The organism is Vibrio sp. A2-1, assembly GCF_021728355.1.
GTDB classification, from domain to species: Bacteria; Pseudomonadota; Gammaproteobacteria; order Enterobacterales; family Vibrionaceae; genus Vibrio; species Vibrio splendidus_K.
On record NZ_JAKKCO010000001.1, the window covers coordinates 46,414 to 65,996 of the forward strand.

16 protein-coding genes are annotated in these 19,583 nt (G+C 44.5%); 10 read left to right on the forward strand and 6 right to left on the reverse strand.

Annotated features, from left to right (window positions below; all coding sequences use genetic code 11):
• Nucleotides 1-71: 71 nt before the first annotated feature.
• Nucleotides 72-1,790 carry a cobalamin biosynthesis protein CobT gene (locus L3V33_RS00225; RefSeq protein WP_237288685.1) on the reverse strand — a complete coding sequence of 573 codons (1,719 nt, stop codon included), beginning with the start codon at nucleotides 1,788-1,790 and terminating at the stop codon, nucleotides 72-74.
• A 3-nt stretch (nucleotides 1,791-1,793) separates the two neighbouring features.
• Complete coding sequence (locus tag L3V33_RS00230; RefSeq protein WP_237288686.1) at nucleotides 1,794-2,777, reverse strand: AAA family ATPase; 984 nt, start codon at nucleotides 2,775-2,777, stop codon at nucleotides 1,794-1,796.
• A gap of 262 nt (nucleotides 2,778-3,039) precedes the next feature.
• Between L3V33_RS00230 and xsc the strand changes: the two genes are divergently transcribed.
• The 10 genes from xsc (at nucleotide 3,040) to L3V33_RS00280 (ending at nucleotide 15,336) form a co-directional block, all read left to right on the forward strand.
• Nucleotides 3,040-4,851 carry a sulfoacetaldehyde acetyltransferase gene (gene xsc, locus L3V33_RS00235; protein ID WP_004731917.1) on the forward strand — a complete coding sequence of 604 codons (1,812 nt, stop codon included), beginning with the start codon at nucleotides 3,040-3,042 and terminating at the stop codon, nucleotides 4,849-4,851.
• Nucleotides 4,852-5,280: 429 nt separating this feature from the next.
• Nucleotides 5,281-6,096 carry an FRG domain-containing protein gene (locus tag L3V33_RS00240; protein ID WP_237288687.1) on the forward strand — a complete coding sequence of 272 codons (816 nt, stop codon included), beginning with the start codon at nucleotides 5,281-5,283 and terminating at the stop codon, nucleotides 6,094-6,096.
• A gap of 264 nt (nucleotides 6,097-6,360) precedes the next feature.
• Nucleotides 6,361-6,798, forward strand: coding sequence for a nuclear transport factor 2 family protein (locus tag L3V33_RS00245; protein ID WP_102313822.1), 438 nt, complete (start codon nucleotides 6,361-6,363; stop codon nucleotides 6,796-6,798).
• Between the two features lie 48 nt (nucleotides 6,799-6,846).
• Nucleotides 6,847-8,313: an FAD-binding oxidoreductase gene (locus L3V33_RS00250; protein ID WP_237288688.1), complete on the forward strand. Its 1,467-nt coding sequence runs from the start codon at nucleotides 6,847-6,849 to the stop codon at nucleotides 8,311-8,313.
• 117 nt (nucleotides 8,314-8,430) lie between these two features.
• A complete protein-coding gene (locus L3V33_RS00255; protein WP_065681635.1) occupies nucleotides 8,431-9,432 on the forward strand; it encodes a TRAP transporter substrate-binding protein in 1,002 nt (333 codons plus the stop codon).
• A gap of 164 nt (nucleotides 9,433-9,596) precedes the next feature.
• A complete protein-coding gene (locus L3V33_RS00260; protein WP_004731905.1) occupies nucleotides 9,597-10,139 on the forward strand; it encodes a TRAP transporter small permease in 543 nt (180 codons plus the stop codon).
• A 21-nt stretch (nucleotides 10,140-10,160) separates the two neighbouring features.
• A complete protein-coding gene (locus L3V33_RS00265; protein ID WP_004731904.1) occupies nucleotides 10,161-11,501 on the forward strand; it encodes a TRAP transporter large permease in 1,341 nt (446 codons plus the stop codon).
• An 11-nt stretch (nucleotides 11,502-11,512) separates the two neighbouring features.
• On the forward strand, nucleotides 11,513-12,433 hold the full coding sequence (locus L3V33_RS00270; RefSeq protein WP_237288689.1) for a cache domain-containing protein: 921 nt from the start codon (nucleotides 11,513-11,515) through the stop codon (nucleotides 12,431-12,433).
• 236 nt (nucleotides 12,434-12,669) lie between these two features.
• Complete coding sequence (locus L3V33_RS00275; protein ID WP_017094519.1) at nucleotides 12,670-13,242, forward strand: malate synthase; 573 nt, start codon at nucleotides 12,670-12,672, stop codon at nucleotides 13,240-13,242.
• Nucleotides 13,243-13,728: 486 nt separating this feature from the next.
• Nucleotides 13,729-15,336 (forward strand): BCCT family transporter, encoded by a 1,608-nt coding sequence (locus L3V33_RS00280; RefSeq protein WP_146456493.1) that lies wholly within the window; start codon nucleotides 13,729-13,731, stop codon nucleotides 15,334-15,336.
• Nucleotides 15,337-15,588: 252 nt separating this feature from the next.
• On the opposite strand, the gene L3V33_RS00285 is transcribed toward L3V33_RS00280, so the two are convergent.
• The 4 genes from L3V33_RS00285 to L3V33_RS00300 form a co-directional block, all read right to left on the reverse strand.
• Nucleotides 15,589-16,515, reverse strand: a complete 927-nt coding sequence (locus L3V33_RS00285) for a M14 family metallocarboxypeptidase (protein ID WP_237288690.1) — start codon at nucleotides 16,513-16,515, stop codon at nucleotides 15,589-15,591.
• Between the two features lie 166 nt (nucleotides 16,516-16,681).
• A complete protein-coding gene (locus tag L3V33_RS00290; RefSeq protein ID WP_237288691.1) occupies nucleotides 16,682-17,776 on the reverse strand; it encodes a GGDEF domain-containing protein in 1,095 nt (364 codons plus the stop codon).
• Between the two features lie 275 nt (nucleotides 17,777-18,051).
• Nucleotides 18,052-19,080 (reverse strand): dihydroorotase, encoded by a 1,029-nt coding sequence (pyrC, locus tag L3V33_RS00295; RefSeq protein ID WP_171316009.1) that lies wholly within the window; start codon nucleotides 19,078-19,080, stop codon nucleotides 18,052-18,054.
• A 202-nt stretch (nucleotides 19,081-19,282) separates the two neighbouring features.
• Nucleotides 19,283-19,441, reverse strand: a complete 159-nt coding sequence (locus L3V33_RS00300; RefSeq protein WP_004731890.1) for a YqaE/Pmp3 family membrane protein — start codon at nucleotides 19,439-19,441, stop codon at nucleotides 19,283-19,285.
• Nucleotides 19,442-19,583: the final 142 nt, after the last annotated feature.

The window sequence follows — 19,583 nt, forward strand, 5'->3', positions numbered from 1 at the left end:
CTAGCCAATACTTCACTGCTCCTCGCAACGTCACTGCTCACTAAGCTAAGTACACCTACAAACAAAAAGCATTAACGCTTTAGCATTTCAAATACGTTCTTACATAGCCCAAATAGGCAGCTCTCTTGCACATCTAAAGTGATGTTACTGCGGTAGTACGGGCTTAAATCGACGCCCATCCCTACGCCATGAATCTCAATACCGTTTTTGGTCGACTCGCGTTCAATGACTTGTTTGAGATGGTTATCCAAATAGAACTGATCGTTGGCGGTGCTGGTGGCGGTATCCATCGGACAGCCGTCTGAGAACACGATCAAAACCTTTCGTTGTGCGGTGTGCTGCTTTAAACGCTGGCTAGCGAACTGCACCGCTTCGCCATCAATCCCTTCTTTAAAGAGATCTGCTTTACGAAGACTCGCAATGCCAAGGCGAGAGCGTCTCCAATGTGTATCAAAATCCTTAAACACGATATGTCGAACTTCGTTTAAGCGGCCTGGGTGTTTTGGTTGACCTTGCTTGAGCCACTGTCGATAAACTTTGCCACCGTTCCAGTTATTGGTGGTGAAGCCAATAATCTCAAATGGAATGTTGGCCAGCCCAACGGATTTGAGAATCGTATCCATCAACAAAATTAACTTGTGACTGTGCTTTTGCATTGAACCTGAGCAATCCATTAAAAACGTGATCGCACATTGATGAGATGCGCCGATGTCAGGTTGATAAAAGACAGTGCGATCCAATGGCGAAGTGATGAGCTTGGTGATGGTAGTGGCGTTAACAATGCCTTCTTCTAAATGATCCTGACGTCGGTTCCTTTGTGGCGCGGCAACAAAGCGAGTGAGCATAGCGGCTAAACGGCGAGTGTTTACTTGTCTCGCCATGATGTCATCAGTCAGCTTTTGTCTCAGTTCGAGTAATAGGGCGCGCCTGACGAGTTTGTCTGCCGTGATGACTTGATCAAATTCTGAATTAAAGACCTGATAATTGGCGCCTGACAGTTCGAATACCTTACTACTGCCCGTTATGTCGCTATCGACGTCTTCATCTTGAATGTCACCATCAACAATCAAGGCTAGCTGCGCAAGGATCTTAATGTCTTCTTCGACCGTTGGAGTGGGCGAGTTATCACTTTCTTGTTCTTGGGTGACTAACTCTTGTGCAAGGGCGGCAAGCTTATTAGCGCAGTCTGCAAACTGTTGCTGGTCGGCTCGATGTTGCTTTAAGCGCTTCAGGCAGTGACCAAAAGTAGGCACGATGCCGGCGCGAGTCGATTCAATGGTTTCAGCGATAGGCTCCGAAACTGGGACGCCAGTTAAGCGGGTGTGGATGACCTGCATCAGTGTAAACAGCAACATGCCTATTCGTGATTCGGTAAAGCCATTTTGATGATATTGGTCGCTCCAATACGCAAAGTTGAATTGGATGCTAGTGGTCACGCCTTTTAGATAAGGCGGGACTTGAGATTCAATTCGGACCTGTTCGCAGAAGTCGTAAAGCAGACGTTCTATTTCGTTTTGAGGGCGCAATGAATAATGGAGGTCAGCGTCTGAAAGCAATAGTCGCAATGCTGATGAATCGATCTTACCTTGCATCGATAGTTTGCTGTTTTTCAGCTCATGGCGAGACACAAAGGTGAGATCGTTAGTGTGTGCAGACTGGTAATAACAGGGGAGATTGCCTTTATAGAGACGCTCCCCCCGATAATTCAGATTCAACTCACCACTGATCGCTCTGGCGACAGACACGCCAAGATCAAGGATTTTTTTCTGCTGAGAAGAAACATTGGCCATGGTTTACGACTCCGAGTGCGAATAGTTTTGAGTAGGTGTTTCTAAATCTTCACCAAAGCAGCGGAAATAGTATTCACTGACTAGCTCTTTCTCTTCGTCTTCGCAGCGATTTAAGAATGACAATCTAAATGCGGTCGCTACATCGTCGAATATTTGGATGTTTTCGGCCCAAGTGAGTACCGTTCGTGGAGACATCACCGTCGAAAGGTCACCAGCTCGAAACCCGTTACGCGTTAATCCGGCGGTCGCGATCATTTTCTCAACCAATTGTCGGCCACTTTCATTATTTAGATCTGGAAGCTTGGATAACACGATCTTAGTTTCATGTTGTGGATCTAAATAGTTGAGTGTAGCGATGATGTTCCATCTATCTAACTGACTGTGGTTAAGCACTTGAGTACCCGAATACAAACCTGAAAAGTTACCCAAGCCAAGCGTGTTACAGGTAGCAAACAGGCGGAAAGAAGGGTGAGGTGTGATCACGCGGTTTTGTTCTAAAGAGGTGTACTTTCCGTCTTGCTCTAACAACTGCTGAATCACAAACATCACGTCAGGGCGACCAGCGTCGTACTCATCCAATACCAGTGCGATGGGTTGTTGAATGCTCTGAGGAAGAATGCCTTCTTTAAACTCTGTTACCTGCATTCCGTCTTTAATGACGATGCTGTCTTTACCTATGAAATCCAATCGACTCAGGTGTCCGTCTAGGTTGATCCTCAAACACGGCCAATTCAATCTCGCGGCAATTTGCTCAATGTGAGAAGACTTGCCCGTTCCGTGCGTGCCTTGTATCAATGTGCGACGATTGGAGGTGAACCCTGCCAATATAGCCAGCGTCACTTCGGGGTCAAAACAGTAATTAGGATCGACTCTCGGCACATATTCACCCGGATGTTCAAATGCCATCACGGTTAGGTTACTGTCGATGCCAAAGCGTTCTCTCACGCTTACCGGCTGCGTTGGTACCAATTCCGCCTCTTTCATCATATTTCCCTCTATATAGCTCATCACTTGTCGCTGCTATCGCGATATGTCATCGATTATTAACAGCTCCAGTTAAGTTAACGGCACTTTTTGTACGAAAAACTACCAATAATGTGATCCAGTTTTATTAATTAGAATGAATTGTTCCAATTTAATATAAAAAGTTGACGCGCAAAAATTCTACTACTAAGGTGAAAATGAATTCGAAAAAGAGACAATTCATTCCGAAAAATGAAATTTTGGTTAACTCAAGGAGAATGGAAGAATGAGCGAGCAAGAAAAACGTACGGTTGTTTCCGGCACAGTAACAATGACACCATCAGAAGCGTTCGTTGAAACTATGGTTGCTAATGATGTTACCGATATGTTCGGCATCATGGGGTCGGCATTTATGGACGCAATGGATATCTTTGCTCCTGCTGGCATTCGATTGGTTCCAGTAGTACACGAGCAAGGCGCTGCCCACATGGCAGATGGTTATTCTCGTGTATCGGGTCGCCACGGTGTAGTCATCGGGCAAAATGGCCCTGGTATTAGTAACTGTGTAACAGCAATTGCAGCTGCGTTCTGGGCACATAGCCCGGTCGTAATTGTGACGCCAGAGACAGGCACTAAAACAATGGGCTTAGGTGGTTTCCAAGAATGTAACCAGCTTCCAATGTTCCAAGAGTTTACTAAGTATCAAGGACACGTAACGCACCCAGACCGTATGGCGGAATACACAGGCCGATGCTTCGACCGTGCGATGAGTGAAATGGGTCCAACTCAACTGAATATTCCACGTGACTATTTCTACGGTGAAACACAAACCGAGATCCCTAAACCCGCGCGCTTAGACCGTGGTCCTGGTGGTGAGAAATCTCTGAATGAAGCAGCAGACTTGATAGCTGAAGCTAAATTCCCAGTCATCATTTCTGGTGGCGGCGTGGTAATGGCCGATGCAGTTCAAGAGTGTGCAGCGTTGGCAGAAAGACTAGGTGCACCAGTAGTAAACAGCTACCTGCACAATGACTCTTTCCCTGCTAGTCACCCATTATGGTGTGGTCCTTTAGGCTACCAAGGTTCTAAAGCTGCAATGAAGTTGATGGCTCAAGCGGATGTGGTTATCGCTTTGGGTACACGTCTTGGTCCATTTGGTACCTTGCCTCAACATGGCATGGACTACTGGCCTAAGAACGCGAAAATCATTCAGATTGATGCAGATAACAAGATGCTTGGCCTAGTTAAGAAGATCTCTGTTGGTATCTGTGGCGACGCGAAAGCCGCTGCGGTTGCTCTATCTGAAAGATTGGAAGGCCGTGCACTGTTGTGTGATGACAACAAAGGCGCTCGTCAAGATACAGTGGCAACAGAGAAAGCACTGTGGGAAAAAGAGCTTGATGAGTGGACACACGAACGTGACTCGTTCAGCTTAGATATGATTGAGGAAAACTCACACGAGACTCCGTTTTCTGGTGGTGAATATCTACACCCACGCCAAGTATTGCGTGAGCTAGAAAAAGCGATGCCAGAAGACGTAATGGTCTCGACGGACATCGGTAACATCAACTCAGTGGCAAACAGCTACTTACGCTTTGAAAAACCACGTAGCTTCTTTGCTGCAATGAGTTTCGGTAACTGTGGTTACGCCTTCCCGACCATCATTGGTGCGAAAGCAGCGGCACCTCATCGCCCCGCTATTTCATATGCAGGCGACGGTGCGTGGGGCATGAGCCTGATGGAAACCATGACATGTGTTCGCCATAACATTCCAGTGACAGCCGTGGTATTCCACAACCGTCAATGGGGTGCAGAGAAGAAGAACCAAGTCGACTTCTACAACCGACGCTTTGTTGCCGGTGAACTTGAAAACCAAAGCTTTGCAGAGATTGCACGAGCAATGGGTGCTGAAGGTATCACGGTTGATAAGCTAGAAGATGTAGGTCCAACCTTGCAAAAAGCCATCGACATGCAGATGAACGAAGGTAAAACAACCATCATTGAAATCATGTGTACTCAGGAATTGGGCGACCCGTTCCGCCGAGATGCACTATCAACACCGGTTCGTTTCCTAGATAAATACAAAGATTACGTATAAGTCATAGGAAGTTTGTCCGGCCGCAGAAATCTCGAGAGTGTTAGAGAAAGTGCTATCGAGAATGTGGTCGGGCAATACCAACGGGTATTGGCAAAGGACTTAGGTGAAGAACGTAAACGCTTAGTTCAATAATTTCCAGTTAAACATTAGAACACTAATTAAATGTTCATTAGGAAAATAAGTGGTTATTGCTATATAAACTTTGTTACTCGTTATTATTAATCGACCATTAACTCATAGCTACTTAGTGAATGGTTCTAATACTGATACTTGTTTATGAAGATATATACTTATTATCATTTTAGAAAAAATAAAATAACGACACTCGTTGACTATTGGTCAATCGTTATTATTGGTTGATTTTTATCATCGATTGATAGGGTTGTTGATATTTGGATCTTACCGAATTTAAATTAAGTGAATCGTAGTATGCATGTTGTGAAAAATAAACATTATATAAGCTCACTCGACGAGCTGTATAAAATAATCGATTCACTCATTACAGAGTGTAATGGGCATCGTGGTTTGATTTATAACGTGTGTGACTATGAGAATAATAACCTGATGCCAAGCTTAGGTCGCTCAAATCGAAAGAATATTCGCCGTGTCGAACAAGAGCTTCTTTCGACCGTGAGAGTTTATGGCGGGCATTCGTTGAATGCACACGAGATAAACGATTGGTTATTGATGTGTTTAGCCAAGAAACAGGGGTTTCCAACCCGTTTACTTGAGTGGACAGATAACCTGGTCAATGCGTTGTGGTCTGTGTGTCATAGCCAAAGCAAAGACTGTATCAATATTATTAAAGCTATTGATTATCATAAGGTTAGTGTTTTTAACTCACCATGTGACCTGAATAGAACTCAGATATTCAATGTGGCTGATTGTGATCAGCAAGAGCAACGAAAGGATAAGTGGTATTCCATTCACCCATTTAAGGAAGGTGGCAATGATGCCATTCAGCCTTTGTACGATGAGAAAGAATATTCAAACGGTCTAGTGTCCGTTCATATTCTTCCATCAGCGAAAGTAAACCTGATAAAGGAATTAACCTCCATGAATGTTTTAAATGAACCGACAGAATATATTGAAGAGGAACTGGCTGATTTGAAAAATGAAGCTCATGTAGATGGTAATCAAGCAATTAATAAAGGTGAGGGTAATATCGAATTACAAGTTAATACTCATGATCGCCAGCTTGAGCAGTATGGCCGAAAGTACCATCAAGATTTTGACTTCGACTAAAGTCTAATATTTCTAATTATTTTATTTAGACCTCGTATAAATATAGTGAGTGACTGTGTAAATAAAATTAGAACGCTAATTAATTTATAAAAAGATGAAATCTGTGAGCTTAAAGATTGTTTATAAAGTAACTCGAAGTTAGAGTGGCGAAGCTTGTTATCAAGTTGTTAAATTTCACAGATCTAGTTTAAACGCTCTAATAAAAAAGTGGCGCAAAGCTACTGAAATTTAAACCAATAACGAAAACATAAAGGATTCTGGAATATGAATATGCAAACCAATGCAGCAACATTCGTGCTGGAAAACCAAGTCGACACCGCCTTTTTACAGTCTTTTAGTGATGCATGGAATAACCATGATATTGAAGCGCTAATGTCGTTTATGACCGAAGACTGTGTCTTCCACACCGTGGCAGGAGAAGGCGAACTTGGAAACACTATTGAAGGGTACGAAGCCGTTCGCAATAGCTTTGAATTGGTTTGGCAGAACTTTCCAGATGCAGCTTGGAGCGACCCTGTCCACTTTGTGTGTGGTGACCGCGCGGTAAGTGAATCAACGTTCTCTGCGACTAACCCTGATGGCACCGTCATCGAAGCTCGTATGGTTGATGTGTTTACCCTGAAAGATGGAAAAATCAGCGTAAAAAATGCCTTCCGTAAAACACGACCTCTTTTGACTCCCAGCAATACTCCCAAGAGCTAGACACGAAACCAAAATCAGTCCACGTGTTATGACTAGGAGAGTCGAATTATGAGTTTAGTAATGGAACAACCGGCAGCCGATGTGCCGCCAAAGGTGAAAAGCACCCAAGCACAAGAAAGTACCCAAGCAAAAGAAAGATACGACCCAAAATACGATCCACTTAAAGACAAGAGCCCAGGTCACGGCAAGGAATACGCCCCGACTTATTGGGTAGATACCGCAGGCGCGCCACCTGAAGATGATGGCCCAATTACATCGGATATGGATGTGGATGTGGCGATAATCGGTTCAGGCTACACAGGCCTAAGCACCGCGATACACCTTGCTGAAATGTACGGCATTAAAGCGACTGTGATTGAAGCTAACCGTATGAGTTGGGGCTGCAGTACCCGAAATGGTGGCCAGGCTCAGTGTGCGTCAGGACGTTTGAAGCGTTCTCAGTGGATTGAACGTTGGGGACTCGAAACCGCGCTAAAAATGCACCGCGAATGCGTCGATGGTATGAACACGTTTAAGTCTCTGATCAAAGACATTGATTGTGACCCACAGCCGGGCGGCCACTTATACGTCGCCCATCGTCCCAAAGTGATGGCAACACTTGAAAAAGAAGCCAAGTTGCTGCGTGACACGTTCGATTACGATGCGCAGATTTTAGATGAGGAAACCGTAAAGCGTGATTACGTTGGTGACCAAGAAGCGGCAGGCGCAATGCATGAGCCAGAAGGTATTGGCATCCATGCAGGGAAACTGGCTTTTGGTTATCTAAGAAAGGCGAGAGCACTCGGCGTAAAAGTTCACCCAGCAAGCCCTGTGATGGGTTGGGAAACACGTAACGGTGTGCATTATCTGAAAACGCCAGGTGGTGTTGTGAAAGCTCGCTCTGTTGGTGTTTGTACCGGTGGGTATACCAGCCAAGGTTTGCATTCAGAGCTTAAGAATCGCCTATTACCCGTACTTTCTAATTCGATGGTGACACGTCCGTTAACTCAAGACGAAATTGCTGCGTGTAACTTCAAAACCAATCAGGTGATTACTGATACCAGAATCCTGCGTCATTACTACCGTTTGTTACCGGATAACCGAGTGCAGATTGGTACACGCAGTGCCATCAGTGGCAAGAACGCACCTGAAAAGAAATACGAAGATATGTTGAGATCGGATTTAACCCGAAAATTCCCTTCTCTCGATCAGATCAAAATCGATTATTCATGGTGGGGTTGGGTTGATGTTAGCCACGACATGATGCCAAGAATCTATCAGCCGAATCCAAAGCAATCCATATTCTACGCACTAGGGTATGGCGGCAATGGTGTGATGTACTCCGCTCAAGCAGGCAAGCGCCTTGCTCAGTGGATTGCAGGTGAAGGTCATAAGCTTGACTTGCCAATATTTGAATCAAAACTTCCGTTCCCCAACGTAAGGGAAGTGGTGGAATCTGAGATGTTTGCACCATTTCGAAGAGTAGGGCAGCAGTTCCTTTATCAGTGGTATTCGTTAAAGGATGAAGTGCTTTAACTACTCGAACATTGTTTCCAAAATAGGGAAATAGAACTACGACCAGGAAAGTTGTACCAGGTCACCTTGTGAGCAAAGTACAGGCAGGAAGTCTGTATGATATGAAAGGTTAAGACTATGAAATTTATTAAAAATAAAATTATTGCTGGCGTCACAATTGTAGCAACAGCGATGCTATCTCATACCGCGGCAGCAGCAAATTTTAAAATGGCTATCGGCGATGCTGCTGGTGGTACGCAGTGGGAACTAGCGACATCATTTTCTGAATTGATGGAGCAAAAAACAGACGGTAAAGTCAAAATCGACTTGTTCCCGAATGGTCAATTGGGCAATGAGCAAGATACCGTCAACGACGCGGCAATCGGCCTTCTCGACTTCTCTGTATTGGCGATCAACAACGTAACGCCTTTCTCTCCAACGGTTGGTCTACTGACCATGCCTTATGTTATTCAAAGTGCAGAAGAAGCGGTGCTATTAACTCAAGGCCAAGTCGGTCAAGACCTTGTCGACAATACTATCCGTGACGCAGGCGTTCGCATCGTAGGTTGGGCTTATTCTGGTTTTAGGGTTTTGACTAACTCGAAAAAATCCGTAGCTTCGCCAGCCGATCTAAAAGGGTTAGTGATTCGTGTCCCTCGTAACGAAATCATGATTGCTTCTTACCAAGCATGGGGCGTAAACCCAACACCAATGGCATGGTCAGAAACCTTTACTGGATTGCAACAAGGTGTGGTTGATGGTCAAGATAACCCATACATCACTGTTCATGCGATGAAGTTCAATGAAGTACAAAAGTACGTAACAAACCTGCGTTACATCTTCTCACTTGAGCCGTTAATCGTCAGTGAAACGGTCTTCCAACAACAGACACCTGAGATGCAAAAGATCATTCTTGAAGCGGGTCAGGAAGCAACAGAACACAGCTTTGCTTATCTAGAGAATACTGAAAACAAGATCCGTGAAGAGCTACAAGCAAAAGGCATGGTATTCACAGACCCAGCAGACAATGAGAAAGAGTGGATTAGCAAGGTAACGAAATCAGTTTGGCCTAAGTTCTATTCAAGCATTGGTGGTAAAGACAAGCTAGACGACGTTCTTGAGTTACTAGGTAGAAAGTAACGATTAGATACGCCCTATCTGCTGTTCTCCGCTACTTAATCACCTAGCGATAGAGCAGTGAGATAGGGCATTTACATGGCTTTACTCGTTGATCTGTTTAGTACCTGATCTGCTCAGTACCGCGAGCGACTGGTTGTCATGTGGAAATCAACATTGGAGGTTATATGTCAGTCGCTAAAACTATAAAAAAGCATCTTAACAACATCGAGGAATATACCTGTTGTCTGTTGCTAGCAAGCTTTGTCTTATTACTGTTCACACAAATCCTTACTCGTCAGCTTTTCGATTACTCCATACCTTGGGGTGATGAAGTCGCGACTTACATGTTCGTTTGGTTTGCCTATCTAGGCGCCGTTGTGGCGGCCAAAATGTCGGCGCATAACCGAGTCAGTTTTCACTTCAAGTTCTTCCCTCCGATTGTTCAGACCGTCTGTGAAACCATCGCTGACTTCTTATGGTTGCTGTTCAACGGTTACTTTGTCTACCTCAGCTACGATTTCGTGTTCAACAAAATGAACCTGTTTTGGAAGTCTCAGACAACAGGCATCCCAATGAAATACTTCTATATGATTTTGCCTATCGCGTTTTCGTTGATGATGATTCGAATTATCTGGAACAACTATGAGCGTTTGTTCAAAGGCGCTAAAAACGAAGATCCTGAAGTCAAAGAACTGCGCAAAATGACGGCACAAAAATCATCACAGTAGTCGTAATAGAGAGATGTAATAATGGAATCCTATTTAACTCTAATTTTATTTGGTGGCTTCTTAACCCTGTTAATTCTGGGTGCACCAATCACCGTATCACTGGCCGGCGCTTCAATGGCGGCCTATATGTTGCTCGACAAAAATCCTATCGCTTTAGTACAGATCGCGTTTACTTCGGTGGGTAACTTCCCGTTAATGGCGCTGCCGGCCTTTGTTCTTGCTGGCGCATTAATGGAGGCGGCGGGTATCTCCAAACGTCTGGTAGATATTGCAGAGAGCTTAGCCGGCCCCGTGACGGGTGGCCTTGGCGCTGCAACGGTAATGGCGTGTCTTTTCTTTGGAGCTATATCAGGTTCAGGCCCTGCCACGACCGCTGCGGTTGGTATGTTGATGGTACCAGCAATGGTTAAGCGAGATTACGATAAGAGCTACGCCTCCGCGGTGACTGCCGCATCGGGTGGACTGGGTATTATTATCCCACCCTCAATTCCATTGGTTATTTTCGGCATCTCCGCAATGGGATTAATGGCACCGCCAGAGGCCATTGCTCAACACGGACAGTTTGCCTCTTTATCTATCCCTAAACTGTTTGTTGCTGGGGTTGTGCCTGGCTTCATTATGGCGTCGACACTCGTCGTCACTAACTACTTTATTGCTAAACGTGAAGGCTACAAAGGGCTGACTGAAAACTGGTCATTTGGCGAAGTAAGACACTCTTTGCGTCGTGGTATCTGGTCGATACTGGCTCCGTTTTTGATTCTCGGAGGCATCTACAGCGGCATGTTCACACCAACAGAGTCGGCGGTTGTGGCTATCTTCTATTCACTGTTTGTCGGGGTGTTTATTCACCGAGAGTTATCGTTCAAAAGCACGATTAAATCATTGTCGACAACGACATGGATCACCGGACGTGTGTTGCTGATTCTATTCGCGGCAACGGTATTTGGTCGCTTGTTAATAGAACAAAAAATTCCAGTTGTGGTGGCGGAGTCACTGTTAGGGTTCACTGACAACATGTACATGGTGTGGGCACTGACTATTGTGTTGCTGCTTTTCGTTGGCATGTTCATGGAAACGTTAGCCGCGATCATGATTATCGTACCGGTCTTGCTGCCAATTATGTACATGCTCGGCGCGGATCCTACTCACGTTGGTATTGTGGTGGTATGTACGCTCTCGATAGGATTTGCTACGCCGCCACTCGGTGAAAATATCTTTGTCGCCTCAGGGATAGGCGGAGCCACGGTCGAGCAGATTACCGCGAAGATCCATCCCTTTGTGCTTGCATCCGTCATTGGCGTTTTCGTTATCGCTTTCTTCCCGCAAATTACGCTCTGGCTACCGTCCTTAGTGGGCTATTAGGAGAAGTCACTATGAATATATCAAGAATTATCCTTATTGGTTGTGCCGTATTTGCAGTAATCAGTGGCATTGGACTACGTGCCGAACATTCAGAAACAGCAAAAGAAAACGAGCCAGTTAATGTGCTCGATATTTCAGAGCCACATGTCGTCAGCGATGCTGAAAGAAGAGCCAAAACCCTGCTTGCTAAAGCGGTTGTCCATGTACAAAAGGATGGCGATGAGAGTGTCAAAGACTTCATGAGTGATGCCGAATATATAGACGGTGAGCTCTATGTGTTTGCTCTTGGTATTGATGGCCAATTCCTTGCCAGTGGCGGCTCTTCAATGGTGTTGGTGGGCGACAGTGTTTTGGATACTCAAGACGTTTACGGTAATCCTTTTTTCCGTGAAATGATCACTAAGGCTGTGCACAACGGGTTTGGCGAAGTTCAGTACCATTGGACCAATCCGACTGACCGCATGGGCGAGCCTAAAACCACTTTCTTTGAACGTGTGGGTGATGTGATTGTTGCCGTGGGGTATTACCCAGAACGCTCTAGTGCAACAGAAGCTAAGCGATTATTGGCGCGAGCGATGGCCGCGATAGTGGAATCAGAGCAGGACAGTCTCGCCGAGTTCAATGATACCGAAGGCAGCTTTGTTGAGGGAGACTTGTATGTGTTCGTGATGGATATGAGCTCTGGAAAGCTGCTCGCGCACGGTGTATCCCCTGAGCTTGTTGGGCGTTCACACAACGAAATCCTAAGCCCTGATGATAAGCCAATTCTCACTGAGATGTTAAACCTAGCGAAAGAAAATGGCCGAGGCGTTTATATCTATCAATGGTTAAACCCGCTGTCGAGCAAGGTGGAAACCAAGCACACTTACTATCGAGTGATCGACAATAAGCTGGTTGGTGTTGGTTATTACACAAATTCAAACAACACGTAAAAGTGTTTCTACTGAGCCCTCAACCCAGTTAGATAAAGGGCTGGGGGCTCAAAATGCCAGTTTGTGTAAAAAAGCAATTTAGTAAAATTAACACTGTGAAATTTTTGTTGTGAAATTGTTTCTAAAATACAAGTAGTATGAAATACATGGAAGCAACACAGTAAAGAACAATTTTGAAAAGGGTCAATCAGGATTTTTGACCGACATGAAATTCAAAGCCGTAAGAGGGAAAGACTATGAATATGCTGACACTAGACAAAACAGAACTTCACAGAAACCATTCAACATTTATTGCTGAAGCTGTCTTTGCCGTAGAAATGGTGAAAGCAGACAAGCAGCTCGAAAAACAAAAAATGGCGAAACAGTTGCTTGATACTCTATTTCCTCTTGAGGCTGGTTCACACGAAGACGCAGTGAGCTATGAGATTGACTACCGACATGTTCAGGTTTACTTCAAAAATGGCGAACATACTGGCCTAAAACGAGCGAAGCATTTTGTTGCTTTCACGGGCGATAAGTCTAAGCCTTCAGCAATCCTATTTCGTGATGAAAGCGGTACACACGTTGAAGTGACAATCGGTGCTCGTAAAGGCACCGGCTACTTAGAATTGGTTGATATTCAAGATATCCAGTTAGAGACATGCACCACGTTTGGCCAAACTGAGGCGAGCCGTTCTTCTGGTATCCGTCACTGGGTGAGCTTAGTGAAAGGCGATGAAAGCGGTCGACCGAACGCTTCAAGTGAAGATAAAGAGTTCACGGCAAAAAATGGCGAAGACTATAACCTAGGTTTTTGCTTCGCGATCTAATGTGCTGTCTTTGAAATGTGAAGTGCTGCTCTGCTAGACGTAGCACTGACATTTGAATACTGATTTCTCTTTTACCTTTGGTAATTTCCCCGCCCCTATAGCGGGGCTTTTTTGTTAGAGCTATAAATAAATTGGGCTGTTGTTGATTTTATCTTTAGAAAGTTTGAATGAGATTTTACAGTGCGTTATTTTAATTTAAAGCACTGTATTTAAACATTTTTATTTGTTTATTTTATTCTGTTTTTATTGGCTTAACTATCACTATTGACGGTGGTTTGGGTGACTATTGAGCTAAAACTCAGTCAAAATGCTTTGAGCTGTGCTATAATCCGCGCCTTGGGATTGAGCCAATAAGTCCATTTGTCACCAATCATTGTGATTTTTATCGCCTTTTTATTTAGGTGGTGCGGCGAGCCAATCAAGTAGTAATTGGATATGGAGAGCGTCCTTATATTCGTTGATTCGGATATGCGAACATCATAATTTATGAGTTTTAAATCAAAAAAATACAGTATTGATTCTACTGACTATCAAGTTGGTCAAGACAACGTCAGTAAATGGGGCATGGATGTCCATAACACAGTCTTCGTAGCCTCAGTAGGCTTATCTCTTCTCTTCATCATCACTCTTCTTGCTCTTCCTCCTGCAGATGCTAAAGCTGCTATTGATTCTATTAAGGGTGCTGTTTTATCAAAGTTTGACTTCCTCTTTATGTGGGGAGCCAACATCATGCTAGCGTTTGCCGTTGTTCTCGCGTTTTCACCGTTGGGTAAAATTCGTCTAGGTGGCGAAGACGCGACGGCGGATTACTCCATGTCATCTTGGATAGCAATGCTATTCGCAGCGGGTATGGGTATAGGACTTATTTTTTGGGGTGTTGCAGAGCCAACCGCGTTCTTCACGAACTGGTTCGGAACGCCACTAGGTGCAGAACCTTTTACAGAAGCTGGCCGTGAACTCGCTCTCGGTGCGACACTGTTCCACTGGGGTTTTCATGCATGGGCTATCTATGGCATGACGGCACTTTGTCTAGCGTATTTTGTTTATAACAAAGGCTTGCCGCTATCTATGCGTTCTGTGTTTTACCCGATTCTGGGTGAACGAGTATGGGGCAAAACCGGTGATGTGATCGATGTACTGACGGTACTGGTTACATTGTTTGGTCTAGCGACTTCATTAGGCTTAGGTGGTACACAAGCAGCAAGTGGTATCAGCCATGTATTTGGCTTGGAAAACAACATCTTCCTTCAGCAATCTATTATCGTTCTGATCATGGGCTTGGCGATCATCTCTGTTCTACGTGGTATGGACGGTGGTGTTAAGTTCCTAAGTAACTTGAACATGGTTATTGCGTTCGTATTCCTTGGTCTTATCGCTATTCTGAACTTCACAACCGTGCTTGATTCTGTGGCAACGGCGGTGACGGGTTATGCGAATAACATCGTAGCGTTGAGCCAAAGTTCTGGTCGTGAAGACACAACATGGCTGCATGGCTGGACCGTGTTCTACTGGGCATGGTGGGTTGCGTATGCACCTTTCTTCGGTATGTTTGTAGCGCGTATTTCTAAAGGCCGTACGGTTCGTGAGTTTTTACTTTGCGTACTGATTATCCCAACATTGGTAACGTCGGCTTGGATGGCTATCTTCGGTGGCGTGGCTATCGATCAGGTGATTAATCATGTAGGGCAACTTGGCCTTGACCAAGGCATTACAGACGTATCTCTAAGCTTGTTCTACATGCTAGATGCTTACTCGTTCGGTAGCATTTTGTCAGTTCTCGCAGTTGCACTGATCATTGTGTTCTTCGTTACAACGCTAGACTCAGGCTCTATCGTTATCGATGGCATGACAGCGGGTGGTAAATTAGAAGTGCCAGTGAAACAGAAAGTGGTTTGGGCGGTTATCTCAGGCGCTATTGCAATGGTGATGTTGTGGATTGGTGGTACTCAATCTATCCAAGCTCTGCAATCGATCACGATCATTGCTGCACTGCCGTTTACGATCATTCTTCTGATTGGTTGTTTCAGCTTGTTGAAAGGTCTACTGACTGAAGTAGATAAAGGACAAGAAAACGTTAGCGAAACCGCTAAATAAAGTAATCAAGTATGGGGAGTAGATAGTTCGCTAGTTACTCCTTATTAAGTATTATTTCAAAGCTCTCTTGTACTGTGTGCAAGGGAGCTTTTTTATGCCCAAGAAGAAATCAAAGACAAGCAGATAAGACAAAAAAGAGCCACAAGTGAATCGTCACTTATGGCTCTTTTTTAGTTTTAGGGATTCGCTTTAGGAGACTAGCTATTAGGGAGCTCGCTATTAAGTGCTTGGTGCGAGGTCTTAAGTAGTCGCTTAAGCGTTTAATTCGTGTTGGATTACGTAATCCAAAGCACCGACTACCGCAGCAACTTGAGCGTCATTACACTCTTCATCTGTTACTTTATCGCTGTCTGGGTAAACCTCAGTGGTTGTGCCGTACTTACAATCAGTCACACCACCACACAAGCCTAGTTTCTTCATAGGGTAGTTGATCACGCCATGTTGGGCGACTTCAGAACCAATGATCTTGCCGTCTGCATCTGCTGGCGCAATGTGCGTTACTTTTTCAACTGAAGCAATTACCGCCGCTTGGAACTCAGGCTGTGGATTTTCAGTATCACCAACCGTGTAGAAACCGTCTGGGATCATACCTTCGATGTACTCAATGCCATCACGCGCTGCGAGTGCCGGGCGGAATTCAGTTTCATCAGAATCCGTCGTCTCATGCAGATCAACGTGAACCAATACTTCTGGCAAAGAGGCCACTAATGCACGTAGGTTTGCTGATTCTTCTGCTGGCGTACCGTCGTAGAAAGAGCGGTTTGGATCGACAGCATTTGGGTTCCAACGGTTGATCACTTCATAACCCCAAGGGCTCACACAAGGTGCAACAACAATGTTGAAGTGCGCTGAGTATTGTTCTGCTTGAGTTGCGGCGAATTTGATCGCGCCATGCACACCACTGGTTTCGTAACCGTGAACACCACCCGTTACAAGGATCGTCGGTTTTGATGCGTCCCAGTTTTTGCTTTTTATTGCAAAAAGAGGGAAGCGAGCTTCATCGTAGCTCAGTGCGCCGTATTGCTCGATGTCAAAGCGGTCTGCCAATGCTTGGATTTTTGGCACGACTTCTTGCTGGTATTCACGCTTAACGGTTCTTTGAGCGAACCATGCTTGACGTTCTGCTTCTTGCCATTTTTGTCCTGGCTTACCAATTGGGTAGGAGTAAGTACTTTCCATTATTTATATCTCTTTGGGGTACGTTGCGATTAAATGAGAATAATCAGCAGAACAGTATCGTGCAACTCTTATTGAGTAGGCTTATGTTACAAACGATTGGTATTTTAAATAATGTTCCGTAGAAGTGTTCGTCTATGGTGTTTTTGACTCAAAGTTAGTGTTGTATTTACGAAACGAAGGAAGACAGGCAACCGGTTTTGGTTGCGCCTTGAACGTTTTCTGAATGACAAACCGTATTCCGACCATGCTCCTTCGCATAGTATAAGGCTTCATCCGCACGCTTAATCATATCTGTCATTTTATCTTCTGAACGAAGTTGAGAAATCCCAAAACTTGCCGTTAAATGATTACTTTGCTGTCGCCAAAATTTGCTTTCTTCAACAATCAATCTTAGTTTCTCAGCTACTTTGTATGCATCATTAATATTGGTGTCAGGTAGCATAATTAAAAACTCTTCACCTCCAAATCGGAAAGGGACGTCGGCTGCTCGTAGATTATCGAGCAGAACGCGTCCCATTCTTTTCAATACACAATCACCAATTTGGTGACCATATTGATCATTTACTTGCTTGAAATGGTCGAGGTCGAGAATTATCACTGATAGAGGGTGTTGATGCCTTGCGCTGCGCATCCATTCTCGTTTCAGCATGTCATTCATTGCTCGACGATTATAAAGGTTTGTCAAACTGTCTTTCATTGAAGAACTATAGAGAGACTGCATGATCCTCGCATTGAGAAGCCAGTTGTACGTAAAGCCTAGTGTGCTCAGTAAGATTGCGTTCATGATAATAGCCAGTTGGTGAATGTCACTGGCTTGTAAGAAATCCTCAATAGTCTGCTCTTTGAGTGTCACCCAAACTCTAAACACCATGAAAAGTGAGTGGACGGCAAATACGGCGATTAATAGATACAGTGCCGCTTTGACATCGGCCATAGTCCCTGTGTTGATGACTAACATGCTAGCTATCGTACATAGAGTGATGTAGAGGCTCATTGTCACGACACGTGCATTGGTTGAAGTTTCAAAAAAGGTGAAGTAAATCAAGGCAACCATAACGATGGGTAATACAGCCAACACGATTTTTGTGTAAATGGTAGGGGACTGCCTTAATTGAGTAAGACTAAATACCATCAACGCGAAACCTGTAGCGATTGTTATATTGGCAGTGATTTTTGAAAGCCATGGTGAGATATGAGGACCAAAACTCAGCAAAGAGAAGCCCGCCATGAATAAAAGTATGGAACAAATAAAGCTGCGCATTCCCAGAACACGTGTTTGATTTTGTTGTTTAATTATCAGACCAATACAATATGTACCAGACAAGAACACCATAATTAAACACAGAGTGCGTATATCTAAGCCTAGATTCATACTTAACCATTATTCTTTTTATCATTAACCTCATTAAATATGAGGTCATGAGATAAGGTTAGATGCTAATGGCCGAGAATCAAGCGAATTAGATTAGAAAGAAAAAAAGCCTTTCACTTATGTGAAGGGCTTTTTAATAAGTGTTTTATTTGACTGCGTAGAATCTATTTAACAGACCATGCAATCGTCTCGCCGCCACGGATTGGCACTACGATGTCTGAACCGAAAGGCATGGTTTCAGCAACGTTCCACTCTTCTTTAACAAGAGTGATAGTGTCCGTGTTACGTGGGATACCGTAGAAGTCAGGGCCGTTGTGGCTTGCAAACGCTTCTAGGTTCTCAATCTTACCTTCTAAGTCGAATACTTCAGCGTACAGTTCTACCGCTGCGTGCGCAGTGTAAGAACCGGCACAACCACATGCTGACTCTTTTGCGCCTTTAGCGTGTGGCGCAGAGTCTGTACCCAAGAAGAACTTCTTGCTGCCGCTTGTTGCAGCTTCGATAAGCGCTAATTGGTGCGTGTTACGCTTCAGAATAGGAAGACAGTAGAAATGAGGCTTAATGCCGCCAACCAACATGTGGTTGCGGTTGTAAAGCAGGTGGTGAGCTGTGATGGTTGCCGCTACGTTGTCGTTAGCATTCTTAACGAAAGTCGCTGCGTCTGCAGTAGTGATGTGCTCTAGAACGACTTTCAGGTTAGGGAAATCGTTCACAATTGGTGCTAGCACTGTGTCTAGGAACTCTTTTTCACGGTCAAAGATATCAACATCGTGAGCTGTTACTTCACCGTGTACCAGCAGCAACATACCCACTTCTTGCATTGCTTCTAACACGTGGTAAATCTTTTGTGCAGACGTTACGCCTGAATCAGAGTTAGTTGTCGCGCCCGCTGGGTAAAGCTTTGCTGCCACTACTGCACCAGACTCTTTCGCTTTGCGAATTTCATCAGGTGTTGTGTTGTCTGTCAGGTAAAGTGCCATTAGAGGCTGGAATTGCTCGCTTGGCTGCTCTGCCATGATGCGTTCACGGTAAGCTAAAGCCATTTCGGTATCGGTTACCGGTGGGATGGTGTTTGGCATGATTAACGCTCGACCATTGTAGCGGCTGATATCGCGCACTGTATCTTTTAATACTTCGCCATCGCGTAGATGAACGTGCCAGTCGTCAGGACGAGTAATCGTAAGTTGTGTCATTGAAGGCTCCCACCATTTGAAGTGTTATGTAGTTGGAGCCTAAACTCGGCGAAATCTGTGAAAGCAATCGCTTACGTTTAGGCGACAGGATGATAGTGGAAAAGCACTTTCATTTCATCCTATTTTTAACTCTTCAGGGCTAGGAGCTTGTTTTTATGAGTATTTTATTCGGTATTAATTCTCGGAGGTGGTCGGAGACGGGTTAACGAGTCGCCACCCAGAGTCCGTGAATCATTCCTGGTACCCAGAAGAAGAAAGTCAGGATGATGTTAATCAATAGGTCTTTACCTGCGCCACGAGCGAAGAACACGCCAACAGGCGGAAGTAGTACACACAAGATGATAATGACGAGTTTGTTCATGATAAATCCTTTTTATTCAATGAAAGTTCAATGCAGTAATCGTGTTCAGAGTATAGAACGTATGGAGAGTGTTACTGCATTGCTGCCTTAATGTATCAAAATAGAAAGCTAAACATCTCAAGATAATAGCTTAGTATCAAGT